Origin of the sequence: Brevibacterium senegalense (assembly GCF_000285835.1) — a bacterium.
In the GTDB taxonomy this organism is placed as follows: Bacteria; Actinomycetota; Actinomycetes; order Actinomycetales; family Brevibacteriaceae; genus Brevibacterium; species Brevibacterium senegalense.
This window is the reverse complement of sequence record NZ_HE978603.1, coordinates 119,256-135,783: the sequence shown is the minus strand read 5'-3', so window position 1 is coordinate 135,783 and position 16,528 is coordinate 119,256. Positions and strand designations below refer to the sequence as shown.

At 69.6% G+C, this 16,528-nt stretch carries 18 protein-coding genes; 13 read left to right on the top strand and 5 right to left on the bottom strand.

Annotated elements, in window-relative coordinates; genetic code table 11:
- Positions 1-4: 4 nt before the first annotated feature.
- The 4 genes from ehuA to HGBR_RS08355 are packed head-to-tail and all read right to left on the bottom strand — an operon-like array spanning position 5 to position 3,184.
- Positions 5-793 (bottom strand): ectoine/hydroxyectoine ABC transporter ATP-binding protein EhuA, encoded by a 789-nt coding sequence (gene ehuA, locus HGBR_RS08370; RefSeq protein ID WP_019158886.1) that lies wholly within the window; start codon positions 791-793, stop codon positions 5-7.
- A complete protein-coding gene (ehuD, locus tag HGBR_RS08365; RefSeq protein ID WP_019158885.1) occupies positions 780-1,448 on the bottom strand; it encodes an ectoine/hydroxyectoine ABC transporter permease subunit EhuD in 669 nt (222 codons plus the stop codon). The genes ehuA and ehuD overlap by 14 nt, the downstream gene beginning before the upstream one ends.
- Complete coding sequence (gene ehuC, locus HGBR_RS08360) at positions 1,445-2,230, bottom strand: ectoine/hydroxyectoine ABC transporter permease subunit EhuC (RefSeq protein ID WP_019158884.1); 786 nt, start codon at positions 2,228-2,230, stop codon at positions 1,445-1,447. The genes ehuD and ehuC overlap by 4 nt, the downstream gene beginning before the upstream one ends.
- 39 nt (positions 2,231-2,269) lie before the next feature.
- Positions 2,270-3,184, bottom strand: coding sequence for a transporter substrate-binding domain-containing protein (locus HGBR_RS08355; RefSeq protein WP_019158883.1), 915 nt, complete (start codon positions 3,182-3,184; stop codon positions 2,270-2,272).
- A 183-nt stretch (positions 3,185-3,367) separates the two neighbouring features.
- Between HGBR_RS08355 and coaD the strand changes: the two genes are divergently transcribed.
- The 6 genes from coaD to HGBR_RS18835 all read left to right on the top strand — a co-directional run bounded on the left by coaD (position 3,368) and on the right by HGBR_RS18835 (position 7,365).
- Positions 3,368-3,868 (top strand): pantetheine-phosphate adenylyltransferase, encoded by a 501-nt coding sequence (coaD, locus tag HGBR_RS08350; RefSeq protein WP_019158882.1) that lies wholly within the window; start codon positions 3,368-3,370, stop codon positions 3,866-3,868.
- 116 nt (positions 3,869-3,984) lie between these two features.
- Positions 3,985-4,506 (top strand): YceD family protein, encoded by a 522-nt coding sequence (locus HGBR_RS08345; RefSeq protein WP_019158881.1) that lies wholly within the window; start codon positions 3,985-3,987, stop codon positions 4,504-4,506.
- Between the two features lie 2 nt (positions 4,507-4,508).
- Positions 4,509-4,712: a 50S ribosomal protein L32 gene (gene rpmF, locus HGBR_RS08340; protein ID WP_019158880.1), complete on the top strand. Its 204-nt coding sequence runs from the start codon at positions 4,509-4,511 to the stop codon at positions 4,710-4,712.
- Between the two features lie 8 nt (positions 4,713-4,720).
- Positions 4,721-5,431, top strand: a complete 711-nt coding sequence (gene rnc / locus HGBR_RS08335) for a ribonuclease III (RefSeq protein WP_019158879.1) — start codon at positions 4,721-4,723, stop codon at positions 5,429-5,431.
- A gap of 7 nt (positions 5,432-5,438) precedes the next feature.
- Positions 5,439-6,317 carry a bifunctional DNA-formamidopyrimidine glycosylase/DNA-(apurinic or apyrimidinic site) lyase gene (mutM, locus tag HGBR_RS08330; RefSeq protein WP_019158878.1) on the top strand — a complete coding sequence of 293 codons (879 nt, stop codon included), beginning with the start codon at positions 5,439-5,441 and terminating at the stop codon, positions 6,315-6,317.
- 61 nt (positions 6,318-6,378) lie between these two features.
- Positions 6,379-7,365: a hypothetical protein gene (locus HGBR_RS18835; RefSeq protein WP_147522396.1), complete on the top strand. Its 987-nt coding sequence runs from the start codon at positions 6,379-6,381 to the stop codon at positions 7,363-7,365.
- Positions 7,366-7,394: 29 nt separating this feature from the next.
- On the opposite strand, the gene HGBR_RS08320 is transcribed toward HGBR_RS18835, so the two are convergent.
- Positions 7,395-7,667 carry a hypothetical protein gene (locus tag HGBR_RS08320; protein ID WP_147522395.1) on the bottom strand — a complete coding sequence of 91 codons (273 nt, stop codon included), beginning with the start codon at positions 7,665-7,667 and terminating at the stop codon, positions 7,395-7,397.
- A gap of 299 nt (positions 7,668-7,966) precedes the next feature.
- Between HGBR_RS08320 and HGBR_RS08315 the strand changes: the two genes are divergently transcribed.
- The 7 genes from HGBR_RS08315 (at position 7,967) to ftsY (ending at position 16,525) form a co-directional block, all read left to right on the top strand.
- Positions 7,967-8,503 (top strand): DUF488 domain-containing protein, encoded by a 537-nt coding sequence (locus tag HGBR_RS08315; RefSeq protein WP_026077449.1) that lies wholly within the window; start codon positions 7,967-7,969, stop codon positions 8,501-8,503.
- Between the two features lie 148 nt (positions 8,504-8,651).
- Positions 8,652-10,307, top strand: a complete 1,656-nt coding sequence (locus tag HGBR_RS20545; RefSeq protein WP_019158874.1) for an SMI1/KNR4 family protein — start codon at positions 8,652-8,654, stop codon at positions 10,305-10,307.
- Positions 10,308-10,354: 47 nt separating this feature from the next.
- Positions 10,355-10,588: a type II toxin-antitoxin system ParD family antitoxin gene (locus HGBR_RS08300; protein ID WP_019158873.1), complete on the top strand. Its 234-nt coding sequence runs from the start codon at positions 10,355-10,357 to the stop codon at positions 10,586-10,588.
- Positions 10,585-10,875 carry a type II toxin-antitoxin system RelE/ParE family toxin gene (locus tag HGBR_RS08295; protein WP_019158872.1) on the top strand — a complete coding sequence of 97 codons (291 nt, stop codon included), beginning with the start codon at positions 10,585-10,587 and terminating at the stop codon, positions 10,873-10,875. Before HGBR_RS08300 ends, HGBR_RS08295 begins: the two co-directional genes overlap by 4 nt.
- 131 nt (positions 10,876-11,006) lie before the next feature.
- Positions 11,007-14,702 (top strand): chromosome segregation protein SMC, encoded by a 3,696-nt coding sequence (gene smc, locus HGBR_RS08290; protein WP_019158871.1) that lies wholly within the window; start codon positions 11,007-11,009, stop codon positions 14,700-14,702.
- Between the two features lie 203 nt (positions 14,703-14,905).
- The gene (locus tag HGBR_RS08285) at positions 14,906-15,307 is read left to right on the top strand and encodes a hypothetical protein (RefSeq protein ID WP_019158870.1); all 402 of its coding nucleotides are present in this window, start codon (positions 14,906-14,908) and stop codon (positions 15,305-15,307) included.
- Between the two features lie 75 nt (positions 15,308-15,382).
- On the top strand, positions 15,383-16,525 hold the full coding sequence (ftsY, locus tag HGBR_RS08280; protein WP_019158869.1) for a signal recognition particle-docking protein FtsY: 1,143 nt from the start codon (positions 15,383-15,385) through the stop codon (positions 16,523-16,525).
- Positions 16,526-16,528: the final 3 nt, after the last annotated feature.

The following is a 16,528-nucleotide window of genomic DNA, read 5'->3' as shown; positions in this document are numbered from 1 at the left end:
ACCCTCAGTCGAGGACCGCGGAGAGGAACTTCCGCGTCCGCTCCTGCGTGGGGTGGGTGAAGATGTCCTCCGGATGCCCCTCCTCGAGGATGACGCCGCCGTCGAACATCATGACCCGCTGGGACACGTCGCGGGCGAACTGCATCTCGTGCGTGACGATGAGCATCGTGATGTCCGTCTCCCGCGCGATGTCGCGCAGCACCTGGAGGACGTCGTCCACCAGTTCCGGGTCCAGCGCGCTCGTCACCTCGTCCAGCAGCAGGATGTCCGGATCCATCGCCAGGGCGCGGGCGATCGCGACGCGCTGCTGCTGCCCGCCGGACAGGCGCGAAGGGTGCTCCGTCTCCTTGTCGGAGAGCCCCACCTTCGCCAGGAGTCCGCGGGCCTTCTCCGTCGCCTCCGCACGGCTGAGCCCCAGCACGTGGATGGGGGCCTCCACGAGGTTCTCGATGACCGTCATGTTGGGGAACAGGTTGAAGTGCTGGAACACCATGCCGATGCGCTTCGTGTTCGCCCGCACCTGCTTGCCCGGCAGCGCGACCCGCTTGCCGCCGCGCTCCTCGTGGGTGAGCGGGTCGCCGTGCACGAAGATGTAGCCGTCCGTCAGCGACTCGAGTGTCATGATGAGGCGCAGGATCGTCGTCTTGCCGGACCCGCTGGGCCCGATGAGGGTGACGCGCTCGCCCGGACTCACGGTGAAGTCCAGCCCCTTGAGCACCGTGTGATCGCCGAACCGCTTCTCGACGCCGCGGAACTCGATGGCCGGGGCGGTGCCGTTCTCAGTAGGTGGCAAGGGACTTCTCCAATCGTCGGATCAGGAGCGAGGTCGGATAGCTCGCCGCCAGGAAGATGAGGCCGGCCAGGGTGAACGCCTCCGTGTAGGCGAACGTGCGACCGCCCACCTGCTCCGCCGTGCGCACCAGCTCCGTCACGAAGATCGCCATGAGGAACGGCGTGTCCTTGAACATCGCGACGGCGTAGTTGCCCAGGGAGGGGACGGTGGCGCGCAGCGCCTGGGGCAGGATGACCGACCGGAACGACCGGACCGGCGGCAGCGACAGGGCACTGATCGCCTCCCACTGCCCCTGCGGCACCGCGTCGATGCCGGCGCGGTAGCTCTCCGACATGTACGTCGAGTAGTGGACGCCGATGACGGCGATGCCCACCGTCAGGGCGGACACCTCGATGAGGGCCTCGTTCATCGAGAAGAGGGTGTAGACGAACACCAGCTGGACGATGAGCGGGGTGTTCCGGACGAACGCGACCAGCAGCCGGGGCAGCCAGGCCGCCCAGGCCGGCAGGCCGCGCAGCAGGACTGCGATGAACAGCCCCAGGATGACGGCGATGATCGTGCCGCCCACCGTGGCGATGAGGGTCGTGAGGAAGCCCTCGAGCAGGAGCGGGAGCGCATCCGCGGCGGCCTGCCAGTTCCACCAGGACGGATTCATGAGGCCACCTCCGTCGACGAGGTCGAGCCGGACCCGGAAGTCGGGGACGCAGTGGTGGATGAGGCGGACCCGTTGCCCCGCAGACGCGTGCGCACCCGCGTGAGCAGCCCGGGACCGCCCCGGCCCAGCCGGCGCTTGGCCTGTCGCTCCAGCGCGTCCATGCCCACCTGGATGAGCCAGGCGAGGACGAAGTAGATGAGCAGCCCCACGGTGTAGGAGAAGAGGGTGTCGCCGGTCTGCTGCCGCAGCACGCCCACCCGCTCATTCAGGTCCTGCAGCGTGATGAACGAGGCGACCGCGGTGCCCTTGAGCAGCTGGATCTGCAGCGTCGCCAGCGACGGAATCATGAGGGCCCAGCCCTGGGGGAAGATGACCCGGAACATCCGACGGGCCGGCGACAGGCTCAGCGCCATCGCCGCCTCCCACTGTCCCTTGGGGACGTGGGCGATCGACGAGCGGACGACCTCGGCGGAGTACGCGCCGTAGTTGAGGGACAGCGCGAGGACGCCGCACGTGAGCGGGTCCAGGTTCACGTCCAGCACGATGGGCAGGACGTAGAAGAACCAGAACAGCTGGACCAGCAGCGAGGTGCCGCGGAAGAACTCGACGACCACCCGGCTGGGGACGGAGACCCAGCCGGTGGGCGCGAGCATGCCCAGCCCCAGGACGACCGCCAGGACGATCGTCCCCACAGCGCCGCCCAGGGTCAGCTGCAGGGTGACGAGGAGGCCGTCCCACAGCTGGGGGAGGAATTCGACGAGGACGGAGACCTTCTCATCCATGGGACGTCATCCCGTGGACGGACTCCGGTGCGAGGCCTGTCACTCCTCGCCGGTGGGCAGGTCGCCCTCGCACAGCATCTGCGCGGTGAGCGATCCGTCGGGACGCTCCTCCGCGGTGAAGCCGTAGTCGCCCACGATCTCCAGGTAGCGGTCCTCGTCGGACACGATCTCCTCGAGCTTCTCGTTGTAGGCCTGCTGGAGCTCCTCGTCGTCCGTGCGGAAGACGGTGCCGCCGGCGCCCACCTGGGGCACGCCGTCGATCTCCTGGACGAACGACTCCGTCACCTCGACGCCCGAGTCCGGCGAGTTGTCGGCCATCCAGTTGAGGGAGATGCCGGTGAGTGCGAACGCGTCCGCGCGACCGGTCGTGACGGCGTCCATGCCGTCCTGCGGCGTCGACACCTCGCTGTTGTCGCTCAGTCCCAGGCTCGCGGCGTAGTCGGACTCGATCGCACCGGTCATGGTGACGGACGACAGGCCGGAGTCGACCAGGTCGTCCATCGTCTCGAGGCCCTCGGGGTTGCCCTCGGGCACCATGAGCGCGGTCGTGTACATGAACTCCGGCTCGGAGAAGAGCGCCTGCTCGCAGCGCTCCGGCAGGATCGACATGCCAGCGGAGACGACGTCGAAGCGGTCCGCGTTGAGACCGGGGATCAGCGCGCCGAAGTCGGCATTGACACCGTCGACCTCGTCGATGCCCAGTTCGGAGAAGATCTCACGGTGCAGCGCCACGGTCGCTCCCGTGAGTTCGCCGCCCTCCTCGAAGCTGTAGGGGGCCTCTCCGGCGAAGCCCACCGTGATGGTGCCCGCGTCGATCGCGCTCTGCAGGGTCGAGTCCCCGCCGTCGCCGCCCCCGTCGCCCTCCGACCCACCGCCGCCGCAACCGGCGGTCAACGCCAGTGCTGTGACCGCGATCGCCGAGCCGGCGAGGCGTGTGATGCGTGTCCTGGTCATACGGTGTTCCTCCGTCTCTCGCCGCCTTCGAAAAGGCGGTTTCTGCTGGTCGAACACCTGTCACGCTATGTGAATCCGCTTACCATTCTGTGAGCGGTCCCGGGATGGTTACAGCTTCGTGACATGCCCGCCGGCCGTGTCCGGGGTCACGGGACGGCCGGCCCGTTGGTTACGATCGGGGCCATGAAGATCGTCTGCCCCGGCTCGTACGACCCTGTCACCAGCGGCCACATCGATGTGTTCGCCCGCGGCCTCACGTTCGCGGACCAGGTGGTCGCGGCGGTCGTCCACAATCCCAACAAGACCGGCACGTTCCCCGTCGCCCAGCGCGTCGAGCTCATCCGCGCGGGCCTCCTGGAGGACTCGCGCACGGCGCAGGCGCTGGAGGAGGGGCGGATCATCATCGACGATGTGGCCGGCGGTCTGCTGGTCGACTACTGCGCACGGATCGGTGCGACCGCGGTGCTCAAGGGGCTGCGGTCGTCGACGGACTTCGCCTACGAGCTGCCGATGGCCCACATGAACCGCCACCTGACGGAGCTGGAGACGGTCTTCATCGCGGGCGACCCGCGGTTCGAGCACGTCTCGTCCTCGCTCATCCGCGAGGTCCACTCGCTGGGCGGCAACGTGGAGGGGCTCGTCCCCACCGCGGTGCTCGAGGCCCTGGGCGCGCGGCGGGGCTGAGACCGGCCGCGGCGGTCACCGCCGATTGGCGTGGACCGGGCCTCGCGGCTAGACTGGTCCATCGCGTGTCATCTCAGGGTGCGCTGTGTCTGAACGAGGGTGCGGGAGGTGCTCCAGTGGATCGTGCGTCGGAATTCGTCATCGACGTCCGCCGGCTGGGCCTGACCAGTGCGCCGGGCTCTTGGGAGTCCATCGCGAAGACTGTCAGAGCTCCTGAGGACCTGCGGATCGAACTCATCGGGGTGCCGGCAGGCGATCCGGTCGAGCTCGATCTCCGCTTCGAGAGCGTTGTCGAGGGGATCTTCGTCTCCGGTTCCGTGCGTGCCACGGCCAGGGGACAGGACGCCCGGACACTCGAGGACCTGGAGCTCCCCATCGATGTGCGCATCGACGAGCTCTTCGTCTACGAGGCGGACCCGCAGGACGAGGAATCGCAGCTGGTGCAGGCCGGTCTGCTGGACCTCGAGCCCGCCGTCCGAGACGCCGTGGTGATGTCTCTGCCGTTCCGTCCCCTCAAGGACGGGGACGAGGGAGAGTTCCACTACACGCTGGGTGAGGACATCACCGAGGACGAGCCCGAGGAGGATCCTCGGTGGGCGGCACTCAAGAGTGTTCTGAACGAGAAGAAGGAGAGCTGATCATGGCTGTTCCCAAGCGGAAGCTGTCGCGCAGCAACACGCGCCATCGTCGCTCGGCGTGGAAGGCACAGGCTCCGGCACTGGTCAAGACCGTCGAGAACGGACGCGTCGTGTACTCGCGCCCCCACCAGGCCAAGGTCGTCGAGGATTCGGCCGGTACGCCGCTGTTCCTCGAGTACAAGGGTCGCAAGATCGCTGACGTCTGACAGCGAACATGACTGACGAGGACCGCACGGGCCTCACGGAGCGTCTCGGGGTCGACATCGACCCCGAGACGCTTCGTCTTGCCCTCACGCACCGGTCGTATGCGTTCGAGAACGGGGGCATCCCCACGAACGAGCGCCTCGAGTTCCTGGGCGACTCCGTCCTGCAGCTCGTGGCGACCGAGTCGCTCTACGACGACAACCCGGAGCTGCCCGAGGGCCGTCTGGCCAAGATGCGCGCCGCGGTCGTGAACGCGCGCGCCCTCGCAGGAATCGCCCGCCGCTACGACGTCGGCGCGCACCTGCTGCTGGGCAAGGGCGAGGACGCGACGGGCGGTCGCGACAAGGACTCGATCCTCGCGGACACCGTCGAGGCGCTCATCGGCGCCTGCTACGTGAGCCGGGGCCGGGAGGAGGCGTTCGCGCTGGTCCACCGCCTCATCGACGACATGCTCATCGACGCGGTCGCCCTGGGTGCGGGCGTCGACTTCAAGACGACCCTCCAGGAGGCCGCCTCCGACCTGTCCCTGGGCACCGTGCGCTACGAGGTCGAAGGCGAGGGGCCCGCGCACGCGCGCGTCTTCACCGCGATCGCCTGGGCCGGCGACACCCGGTGGGGCGAGGGGCAGGACACGTCGAAGAAGGCTGCCGAGGCCGTGGCCGCCGAGGCCGCCGTGCGCGCCATCTCGGAGGCTCATCCTCACTACAACCGCCGCAGCTGAGGCCGCAGTGCCTGAACTGCCGGAGGTCGAGTCCGTCCGCAGGGGCCTTCTCGGCTGGGTCGAATCCGCTGCGATCACCGGGGTGCGGGTGCTGGATCCGCGGATCCTCGGCACCACCTCCCAGCGCCGCCTGCCGCCGGAGGCCGCGGACACCTTCGCCGAGGCCGTGGCCGGTCGGGTGCTCGCGACCCCGCAGCGACGGGGCAAGTTCCTATGGGTCCCGTTCGCCGGTAGTCCCGCAGCCCTCACCCTCCACCTGGGCATGAGCGGACAGTTGCGCATTCATACCGCGGGCGAGCCGGTGCACCGCCACACGCGGGCGATCCTCGACCTGCAGCGCGGGCCGCGCCCGGTCCAGCTGCGCTTCATCGACCAGCGGATCTTCGGTCACATCGGGGTCGATGACCTCATCGCGGACGGCCCGGATGCGGTGCCGCGCGCCAGCGCGCACATCGCACGCGATCCGCTGGACCCGCACTGGGACCTCGAGACCACGGCCCGGCGGATCCAGCGATCGACGTCTGCGCTCAAGTCGGTGCTCATGGATCAGACGATCGTGAGCGGGATCGGCAACATCTATGCGGACGAAGCGCTCTTCCGCGCCCGGGTGCATCCGCTCGCGGTACCCGCGCGCACGCGGGTCTCCCGTCTGCGGGCGGTGCTCGAGGCGGCGCATGCGGTCATGGAGGCCGCCCTGGCCCAGGGCGGGACCAGCTTCGACTCGCTCTATGTGCACGTGAATGGCGATTCCGGCTACTTCGACCGGTCGCTCACCGTATACGGGCGGACCGGCCAGCCGTGCGGGGTCTGCGGCACACCCATTCGGCGTCTTGTCGTGGGAGGGCGCGGCACCCACGTGTGCCCCACCTGCCAGCGGAAGCGGTGATCGGACGTGAGCCCAGAAGCCTTCGGTGACACGTGGACTCAAGTCACATAAAATCATGACCATGTCGAGACTTGCTGAGCTCATCACAGCACACCGTTCCGATTGGCCCGTGCTGCCTGACGACCTCGAGCGAGCATGGGTCTGGTTGGAGGACCACGGCTACGCGGTCGACGCACCTGCTGGATACTGCCTGACGGTCTCCGAGGGAGACGAATCATCCATCGTGTTCATCGCCGACGGGACATTGGACGGATGGCTGGAGCCCGATGAGCCCGGCCACGCGGACCTGCTTCCGATCGCAGACGCTGACGGCTCCGGATCGATCATCGCGCTGTGGCGAGACGGGGACGCCGTGCGTGTGGTGCTCCTCGGTTCTGACGGAGCGCGTGGAATCCTGGCGCAGGATGCGCAGGAGCTGCTCACGCTCCTCGCGATCGGTTACGACGAGCTCTCCGACCTCACGCTGGGGGCTGAGCCAGAAGAGCCTGTCGACACGGGCCGGTTCCGCGCATGGCTCGAGGGGACGTTCGGGGTCACGGTGCCTGGCGCCTGGCCAGCACTGAGCGGCCATCCGGACGACTTCGACTCGTGGATGGCAGCGCAGCTGGGTGAGGAGCCGCGTGAGGCGACGCTGCCACCGCCGGACTACTCGGGGGCTCAGATCGACGGCGAGCTCAAGCGCTTCATGGCACTGTTGGGTGAACCGGACGATCACAGTGCTGCGCACGTCGTCGCGTCCCTCCTCGACATCCGCACGGGCGATACTCTGCGATCGTCGACGAAGGCTCTGGCGAAGGTGGGTGTGGAAGTCGATAGCACTCGCAAGGGAGTCGAGACCATCTGGATCACGATGAGTGACTACCCGCGGTCGGCAGAGCTCATCTCCGGTCTGGTCGAAGACCCCACCCGCGAGCAGGTGCTGTCATTCCTGGGTGAGCCGGAACTCGCCGGGGAGACGTGGCTGCGGTACGTCGTCGGTGGGCGATACGTGCACGTCGAGTTCGACGATCGTCTCACCATGATCACGCTGATGGTCGACGCGCAGTAGTCGACCTGGCCCGGGGGGTGGGCGCCCCGTCAGTCGTCTTCGAGAGTGAAGGCACCCGACTGGTCGGCGAAGAGCGCTGTCTGACCCGGACGGGCCGCATTCAGGAAGTCGGTCACGAAGGGGAAGTCGCTGATGAAGTGATCGACTGACCAGATCGCCAGATGGTTGGAATCGTCCATGTATTCGTCGGATTCGAGGCCGACGAACGATTCGAGGCGGTCCGCGTGGACCGTCACCCAGCGGGGCGGATGCTCGGCGTGCATCTTCGAGAGGAAGACCGGAATGCGCGCGTGCTCCATCATCTCGATCTGCGTGGGCGGAGCGTATCGCGGGTCAGTCTCGGCATCAGTCGGTTCGGACCTCTGCTTGCGTTTGAAGAGCCCCACGGTTCTCCCTCTCACGGTGCGCGATCTGTTCACCCTGTCTGTTCGTCGCAGGCATAGGCCCGTCGACTCGCATACTCGGGCGATCCCGGATCTCTGACCTCCTACACTGCTTGCAGATGGAGGTGCACGGTGGCGGAGATTCCTCATGACCTCCGGCCAGCAGGGTTCGGAGCACGCGGGCAGCGTCCGGATACTCGACGTCCGGGTACTCGATGATGAGTGAGCCGTTCTTCACGATTGGGCACTCGACCCGGACCCTCGACGAGTTCCTGGGGCTCCTGCATGCCAGCGGAATCGTTCGGGTTGTCGATGTCCGGAAGCTGCCGGGATCGACGCGGTACCCGCAGTTCGACCAGGATGCGCTCGCGGCCTCGCTCGAGGCGGCTGGGATCGGCTACGAGCACGCGAAAGACCTGACCGGTCGGCGTCCTGTCAGCCGGGATGTGCCGTTCGAGGTCAACGCCTGGTGGGAGAACCGCAGCTTCCACAACTACGCCGACCACGCGCAGTCCCAGGAGTTCTCGCGGACGCTCGATCACCTGCGTGAGCGGGGGAGGGCCGAGCGCACGGCGTTTCTGTGCTCTGAGGCGGTCTGGTGGCGGTGCCACCGACGGATCATCGCCGACCACCTCCTGGCACGTGGGGAGACGGTGCACCACATCCTCGGGCCCGACCATGTCGATCCCGCGCAGCTGAGCCGCGGCGCGGTCGTCGGATCCGATCGCGGCGTCATCTATCCCTCTGCGGGATGATCCTGAACCACCCGCAGGCTGCTGATGCCCACAGGGCGAGCGTGGAGCGCGATGATCACCGGCAACTTTCAGTGACGTGATCCGTGATGGTGTGAGGAGGACTGGCAGACTGTCGCGAGAGACTCGCCCCTCGCTGATCAGGAGCACCATGTCCGACCAGGACCTGTTCACGACCTTCGTCAGCGCGCCGCCTGCTGGCCTCATCGGTGTGGTCCGGGAGATGCTCGCGCTGCCCTGGCAGACGGGTGCGGACAGCGATGCCGAAGAGATCATCGACGGAGTCGAGGTCATGTCCTCGGACACCATTGACCTCCGCATCGTGGAGCTCAGCCGCAGCACCAGCCTCGAAGACGACGACGGCACGCGCGAGGCCGTGGTGCGCGAGCACTCCGCACCGGTGGTGGAGGGGGCCGTGGCCGCCCTCACCGCGGAATGGGGCGAGAGCACGATGCTGCCCGGTTCCGACGACGCGCACGCGTGCACGATGCTTCAGGTCCTCATGGACTCCCTGGGCCTCGTGACGGTGCGGGCATGGCCTGCCGGCGACCGGTGGATCCTCGTCTGCGACCAGATGGGGTCCGAGTATGCGGTCCTCCTGCTGGTCGCCTCCGCTCACGTGGTGGAGGACCACGATTACTCGATGCCGGGTGTCTCCTCCGTCGAGGAGCGTCTCGTCGAGAGGCTGGCGCCGGGCACCGAGCTGCCCGCGCCTCTGCGGCGGGCCCTGTCGGTCATGGAGGCCCAGCGCTGGGGCGGCACCGATGCTGACGACGATCCGTTCGTCACCCCGTATGAGGGAGAGTTCCGACTGGGCGCGGTGTTCTCCGGGACGCGGTCGACGGACGGCTGGCTCGACCCGGCCGCCCCGGATGCGTGGAGACTCCTCCCGCTCGCGGAGACCGACGGATCCGGCGGCTTCGCAGCACTCTGGTTCGCGCCTTCCGGTGACTCCCGCTCCGTCCTGCTCAGCTCGGAGGGCGGCGCGCCGCAGCGCCTGGCGGATGACCCCGTCGACTTCCTGCGCCTCATCGCGATCGGATACGACGAACTGACCCCGTGGGTCTGGGACGAGCCCGTCTCTGTCGATGAGGACGATGAGGACACGGCGGCCGCGCATGCACCATTTCGCGCCTGGGTCGAGGAGGAGTTCGACGTCGAGGTGCCCGAGTCCTGGTCCGTCACGGACGACGAGAGGTTCGCCGCGTGGCTGTCCGCCGTGGCTGAGCCCCTCACCATCGATGAATCGTGGACGATCATCGAACGCGTGCTGGAGGAGCGGAGCCCTGCGGCCTTCGCGACGCTGCGCGGCCCGGCCTCTCAGGATGACCTCGATGAGCTGACCCGCACCGTGGGGCACCCACTGCCGGAGGACCTGGTCGCGAGCCTCCTGCGCCATGATGGTCAGGACAACCCGACGCAGCTGCTGGACCTCGTCGACCACCACACCCTTCTGAGCGCGCGGGCGATGATCGAGCAGTCGGATCTGCTGGCCGATGCCGTGGCCGATGCCGTGGGCGATGACGTGGACGAGACGATCGACTGGATGGAACCGGACAGGGTCCGGGCGATCGTGAACTGCCGCGGCTGGCTGCAGTTCACTTCCGCAGAGGGCGAGGGCCACGCGATCGACCTCGCTCCGCTGCCGGCGGGCGAGACGGGCCAGATCATCCACCTGCCCGTCGACGGGCCCACTCCGCCGCCAGCGTACTCGTCGTACCGCGTGTGGCTCTCGGACCTGGCTCGGCGGTTGGAGGCGGGCGCCTTCACCGTCGACGACGGCGGAGTGATCCAGCTGAACGATTGACGGAAGCCTGCTACCGCGCCTGTACCAATTATTGGTATTATCGGGTCATGGCGCAGAACACATCAATCAGCTTGGACGATCACTTCGCGGAGTTCTTGTCACGAGAAGTATCTTCGGGGCGCTATCGCTCTGCGAGCGAGGTCGTCCGAGCCGGCCTCCGGTTGTTGGAGGACCAGGAGACACGCGTCGCCGCATTGCGAGCGGCCCTCGTCGCGGGTGAGGAGAGCGGTGCTGCCGAGCCCTTCGACTTCGACGCTTTCATCGCCGCGAAGAAGTCGTGACCCGCTATCGCCTGACACCGGCCGCGCGCCTGGATCTCTCCTCGATCTGGGACTACACCGCGGAGCGCTGGGACGTCGGTCAGGCTGAGATCTATGTGATGGACATCAGGGCGGCCATCGAACGCATCGCTGATGATCCGCGACGTGGGCGGGCGTGCGACGAACTCCGTGACGGATACCGTCAGTACAGCGTCGGCAGGCACCTGCTGTTCTACATGGCGGGGTCGGACGGCGTGGACGTGATTCGGATCCTGCACCAGATGATGGATCCGGCACGGCACCTGTGAGTGCGGGCTGTGCGCGCGAGATCCGCTTCCCCGCAACGGCCACCACCCCTCTGCTCCCGCACCCGTGCACCCGAGCTCCGCACACGTGCACGGAGCCCCGGGAACCCGCGGCTGGATAGACTTCACCCACCATGCATCTCAAGACCCTCACGCTGCGCGGATTCAAGTCCTTCGCGTCGGCCACGAAGCTCGAGTTCGAGCCCGGCATCACGTGCGTCGTGGGTCCCAACGGTTCCGGCAAGTCGAACGTCGTCGACGCCCTGGCGTGGGTCATGGGGGAGCAGGGTGCGAAGAACCTGCGCGGCGGCAAGATGGAGGACGTCATCTTCGCCGGCACCGCCAAGAAGCAGGCGCTGGGTCGCGCGGAGGTCGCCCTGACGATCGACAACACGGACGGCGCCCTGCCCATCGACTACACCGAGGTGACGATCTCCCGCACCCTCTTCCGCTCCGGCGGCAGCGAATACCGGGTCAACGGGGAGCCCGCCCGGCTGCTGGACATCCAGGAGCTGCTGAGCGACTCCGGACTGGGCAAGGAGATGCACGTCATCGTGGGCCAGGGGCGCCTCGACGCGATCCTGCACGCGGACCCGTTCGAGCGCCGCGGCTTCATCGAGGAGGCCGCCGGCGTCCTCAAGCACCGCAAGCGCAAGGAGAAGGCGCTCCGCAAGCTCACGGGTCTGCAGACCAACCTCGACCGGCTCGCGGACCTGCGCGCGGAGCTCGCCCGGCAGCTGGGTCCCTTGGGGCGGCAGGCCCGCGCCGCGCAGCGCGCCCAGGTCGTCCAGGCCGTCGTCCGCGATGCCTCCGCCCGCCTGCTGGCCGACGACGTCGTGCGTCTGCAGGCCCGCATCGCCGCGACGACCCCGGAGACCGACCCCGCCCAGCAGCGCCGCGCCCTCGAGGAGGAGGTGCGGCGGCTGGATGCGGAGATCGAGACCGCCGAGGCCGCTCGCACATCCTTCGACGCCCAGACGGACGCCGCCCACGAGCGCCGCGCGCAGATCGCCGCCGCGCACGCGCGCGCCACGGCGCTGTCCCAGCGCGCCGGCGACCGGGTCGGGATGCTGCGCTCCGCAGCCCAGCAGCAGCGCAGCGCCGGCGAATCCCCGGACGCCCTGCGCGAGCGAGCGCAGCGCTTCGAAGCCGAGCACGCCGAGGCCCAGGAGGACGCCCAGCAGCGGTCCGCATCGCTTAAGGAGATCACGGACCAGAAGGCGGACATCGAATCCCGCCTCACCGCCGCCGAGCAGGAACTGGCCGCCGAGCGCGCCCGCATCGCCGCCCGCCTGCGCAAGCGCGCGGAGCTGGAGTCCGGCATCGCGGTCGCCGCCCGCTCGCTGGAGCATGCGGAATCAGCCCTGTCCTCCCTGGAGACGGAGGACGCGGGCTCCGACCAGGCGATCGCCCGCGCCCAGACGGCCGTCGAGGCCGCGCAGCAGACGCTTGCCCAGTGCGAGGCGGGGGAGACCCGCTTGGACGAGGCCCACGCACAGGCCGAGGCCGCGGTCCGGGAACTGACCGACCAGCGCGCCCAGCTCATCGAGGAACGCACGACCGCCCGCACCGCCTGCTCCCGGCTCGAGGCGCAGGCGGAGGGGCAGCGCGCCAGCAGCCGCCTGACGGCCGGTCTGGAGGACCTGCTGGAGGCAGGGCTGCCCGGCCTGCGCGGCGCCGTCGCGCAGGAGCTCATGATCGTCCCCGGCTGCGAGGTGGCCGCCACCGCCGCTCTGGGCACCCTCTCCGGTGCGATCCTCGCGACGGACCGGGACGCGGCCCTGGCCGCACTCGACCACGTGGGCGACGACGGCCTCCTCGACGTCGTCCACCCGGAGGCCCCGGACGCGTCCCGGCCCGCACCCACGGCACCCACCCCGACCACGGCACCGGGACCGGGGGAGACGACCCCCGCCGCGGCCGTCGTCACCGCCGAGGCCCCCGACCTGGCCGCCGCGCTGGCCCGGGCACTCACGGGCGTCCACATCGCAGGCGACCGCGACGCCGCGCTCGCCCACCTGGCCACGCACGCGGGGGACACGGTCATCACCCTCGACGGGACCGTCCTGGCACACGGCCGCACCGCACGGGCGGGCACCCCGGAGGCCGGGCAGATCGCCGCCCGCGCGGCCCTCGACGAGACACTCGCGGAACTGGCAGAACTGGAACCACGGCTGGCCCGGCTCGACGAGCAGATCGCGGATGTCGACGCGCGCCTGGCGCCGGCCCGGCAGGCGGAGTCTCACGCGCTCGCCGCCCTCCACGACTCCGACGCGTCCATCGTGGCCGCCGGCGAGGAACTGGCCCGCACGGCCGGTGAGCTCGAACGGCTGCGGTCCCGGGCCTCGGCGACGGCGGACTCGATCACGCAGGCCCGCCAGCGTCGGGACCGGGCCGCAGCAGAACTCGAGGGCGCACGTCGCGCACTCGCGGAGGCCGACAGCACCGAGGACCGCAGCGAGGAGCCGGACACCCAGGAGCGGGACCGGCTGGCGGACGCGCGATCGGCCCTGAGTGAACGGACCGTCGACGCCCGCGTGGGCCTCAAGTCCGCCGAGGACCAGGTGGGCTTCCTAGCCGACCGCGTCCGCGCACTCCGGCGGCAGGCCGACCAGGAGGAGGCCGCCCGGGCACAGGCCGCGCGCGTGGCGCAGACGCGCAGACGGCAGGCGGAAGGTGCGGAGCACATCGCCCGCATCGCCGCCGGTGTGGCCGAGCGCGCCGGTGCCTGGCAGCGGGAGGCGGAGGAGGCCCTGGCCCTGCGCTCCGGCGAGCGGGCACGCCTCGAGGGCGAGGTCTCCCGGCTGCGCACCGCGCGGGCGGACGCCTCGACCCGCTTGACGCAGGCGGCGGACAAGGAGCACGCGGCCCGGCTGGAGCGCGAGCGCCACCTCGTGCAGCTGGAGGAACTGGAGCGGCGCGCAGTCGAAGAGGCGGGCCTGAGCGCGGAGAACCTCGTCGAGCAGTTCGGCCCGCACCTGCCCGTGCCCGTCCTCGACCCGCCGCAGTCGAAGCGCGGAGCTGTCCCGACCGCGCAGCGGGGGGCTGATCAGAGTTCGGGACCGGAGGACGGACAGGACCGGGAGACGTACGACGCGCAGGAAGAGCCTCAGGTCGAGACGACCCCGTACGTCCGGGCGGACGTCGAGCGGGCGCTCACGAAGGCGAAGAAGGAACTGTCCTCGATCGGACAGGTGAACCCGTTGGCCCTCGAGGAGTTCGCGGCCCTGCAGGAGAGGCACGACTACCTGGAGCGCCAGATCACGGACGTCGAGCAGACGCGGTCGGAGCTCATGGGCCTCGTCAAGGACGTCGACGCGCACGTCCAGCAGGTGTTCGAAGACGCGTTCCGCGACACGCAGCGGGAGTTCGCGGACATCTTCTCCCGCGTGTTCCCCGGCGGTGAGGGCTCGCTGGACCTCACGGACCCGGACGACATGCTCACGACCGGGGTTGAGGTGAGCGCGCGGCCGGCCGGCAAGCGCGTCAAGCGGCTCTCCCTCCTGTCCGGCGGCGAGCGATCGCTGGTCGCCGTCGCGATGCTCGTCGCGATCTTCAAGGCCCGGCCCAGCCCGTTCTACGTCATGGACGAGGTCGAGGCCGCCCTGGACGACGCGAACCTGTCCCGCCTCCTCACGATCTTCCGGGAGCTGCAGGAGTCCAGCCAGCTCATCGTCATCACCCACCAGAAGCGCACGATGGAGATCGCGGACGCGCTCTACGGGGTCACGATGCATGGCGACGGGATCTCGCGCGTCATCTCCCAGCGGCTGGAGCACGAGCCCGAGGCCACTGCGGCTCCCGCCGCGCAGTCGGCCGCTGCGCGGTAGGCACCCGCGTGTCCGGGTCGAACCCTCAGAGATGACTGTGATCTGGGTCGACTGCCGCGGCGGACCGCCCGCAGGCGGGAGGCGCACGTATAGACTGGCCGCGACCATCGGTCCCGCCCGTCGTGTAACGGGCACAGGGACCCGCACGACCGCGAGGAGCGCCCCTTCCCCATGACCGGCCCCCAGATGCACGGAGCCGCCCGATGAGTACGGGCGGCTTCCTCGCTGTCATCGTCGGGCTGGCGATCACCTTCGCGGTCGGCCTCGTCATCGTCCTGCTCGTGGCACTGCCCGGCATGCGGCGGGAGGGCCGCTTCGGATCACCGGAGGGCGACCGGTTCCGGCTCCCGCAGGGGTGGACCGGCTACGACGACGAGGTCGTGGGCTACTTCGGCGACGACGAGACCGCGTCGCTGGCCACACGGGAGCAGGCCGCGGTCACCGCGATGCGCGAGCACGCCTACGTGCTGCGCCCCCAGCCTGCCCGACACGCCGCACCGCCCCTGGCTTCACTGCGCCCGCGGACCCGCCACTGGAAGATCCCGGAGTCCGGGACCGGACCCGCCACGACCTTCGCACTGCTGTTCGGCTCGCGCACCCGCTGAGTCCCAAGGCCGTGCCCACCCGCGGCCGATCGGTCGATCGGCCGCCCACCGCGACGATCCGACAGGAGCTGACACGTGGATCCCGTCATCTACGCAGGCATCGGCCTGCTGATCCTCCTCATCATCGTCGGGGGAGCATTCCTGCTCGCCCCGTCGAAGCGCCGCCGCCGGACCCTCGACACGGAGACGGCCCCGGGGGTGCCCAGCACCCCGGGCGAGGCCGGACCGGGTGACGAGGACGGCGAGCCGGCCACGACCTCGGCGCCGGCCCTCGAGCAGCCCACGGAGCCCACGACCCGGCTCGCCCGCCTGCGCGACCGCCTGGCCAAGTCGAACACGACGCTGGGCCGCGGCCTGCTGACCCTCCTGTCCCGCGACGCCCTCGACGAGGAGACATGGGAGGAGATCGAGGACCTCCTCATCATGGCGGACATCGGCGTCGACCCCACGACGGAGATCGTCGACGCCCTGCGCGAGCGGGTCCGCGTCCTGGGGACCCGAGAGCCCGAGGTGCTGCGCGGCCTGCTGCGCGAGGAGCTGGTGCGCGCCGTCGACCCGACGATGGACCGCGAGCTGAACGTGGAGCCCCTGGACGGCTCACCGCGCGTCGTCCTGGTCGTGGGCGTCAACGGCGCCGGCAAGACGACGACGGTGGGCAAGATCGCCCGCGTCCTGGTCGCGCAGGACCGCAGCGTCCTGCTGGGTGCGGCGGACACCTTCCGCGCCGCGGCGGCGGAGCAGCTGAGCACGTGGGGTGCGCGCGTGGGCGTCGAGACCGTCCGCGGTGAGGAGGGCGCGGACCCCGCGTCCGTCGCCTACACCGCGGTGCAGCGGGGCATCGACGAGGGCACGGACGTGGTGCTCGTCGACACCGCCGGCAGGCTCCAGAACAAGAAGGGCCTCATGGACGAGCTGGGCAAGGTCAAGCGCGTCGCCGCCCGTCCGCTGGGCGAGGACCGCGCGATCGACGAGGTCCTGCTGGTCCTCGACGCGACGACCGGCCAGAACGGGCTGCAGCAGGCGAAGGTGTTCTCCGAGGCCGTCGACATCACCGGCATCGTCCTCACCAAACTGGACGGCACCGCGAAGGGCGGCATCGTCGTGGCCGTCCAGCGCGCGCTGGGCGTCCCGGTCAAGCTCATCGGCCTGGGGGAGGGCGCGGACGACCTGGCGCCGTTCGACGCGCACGGCTTCGTCGACGCGATCGTCGACGCGTGACGA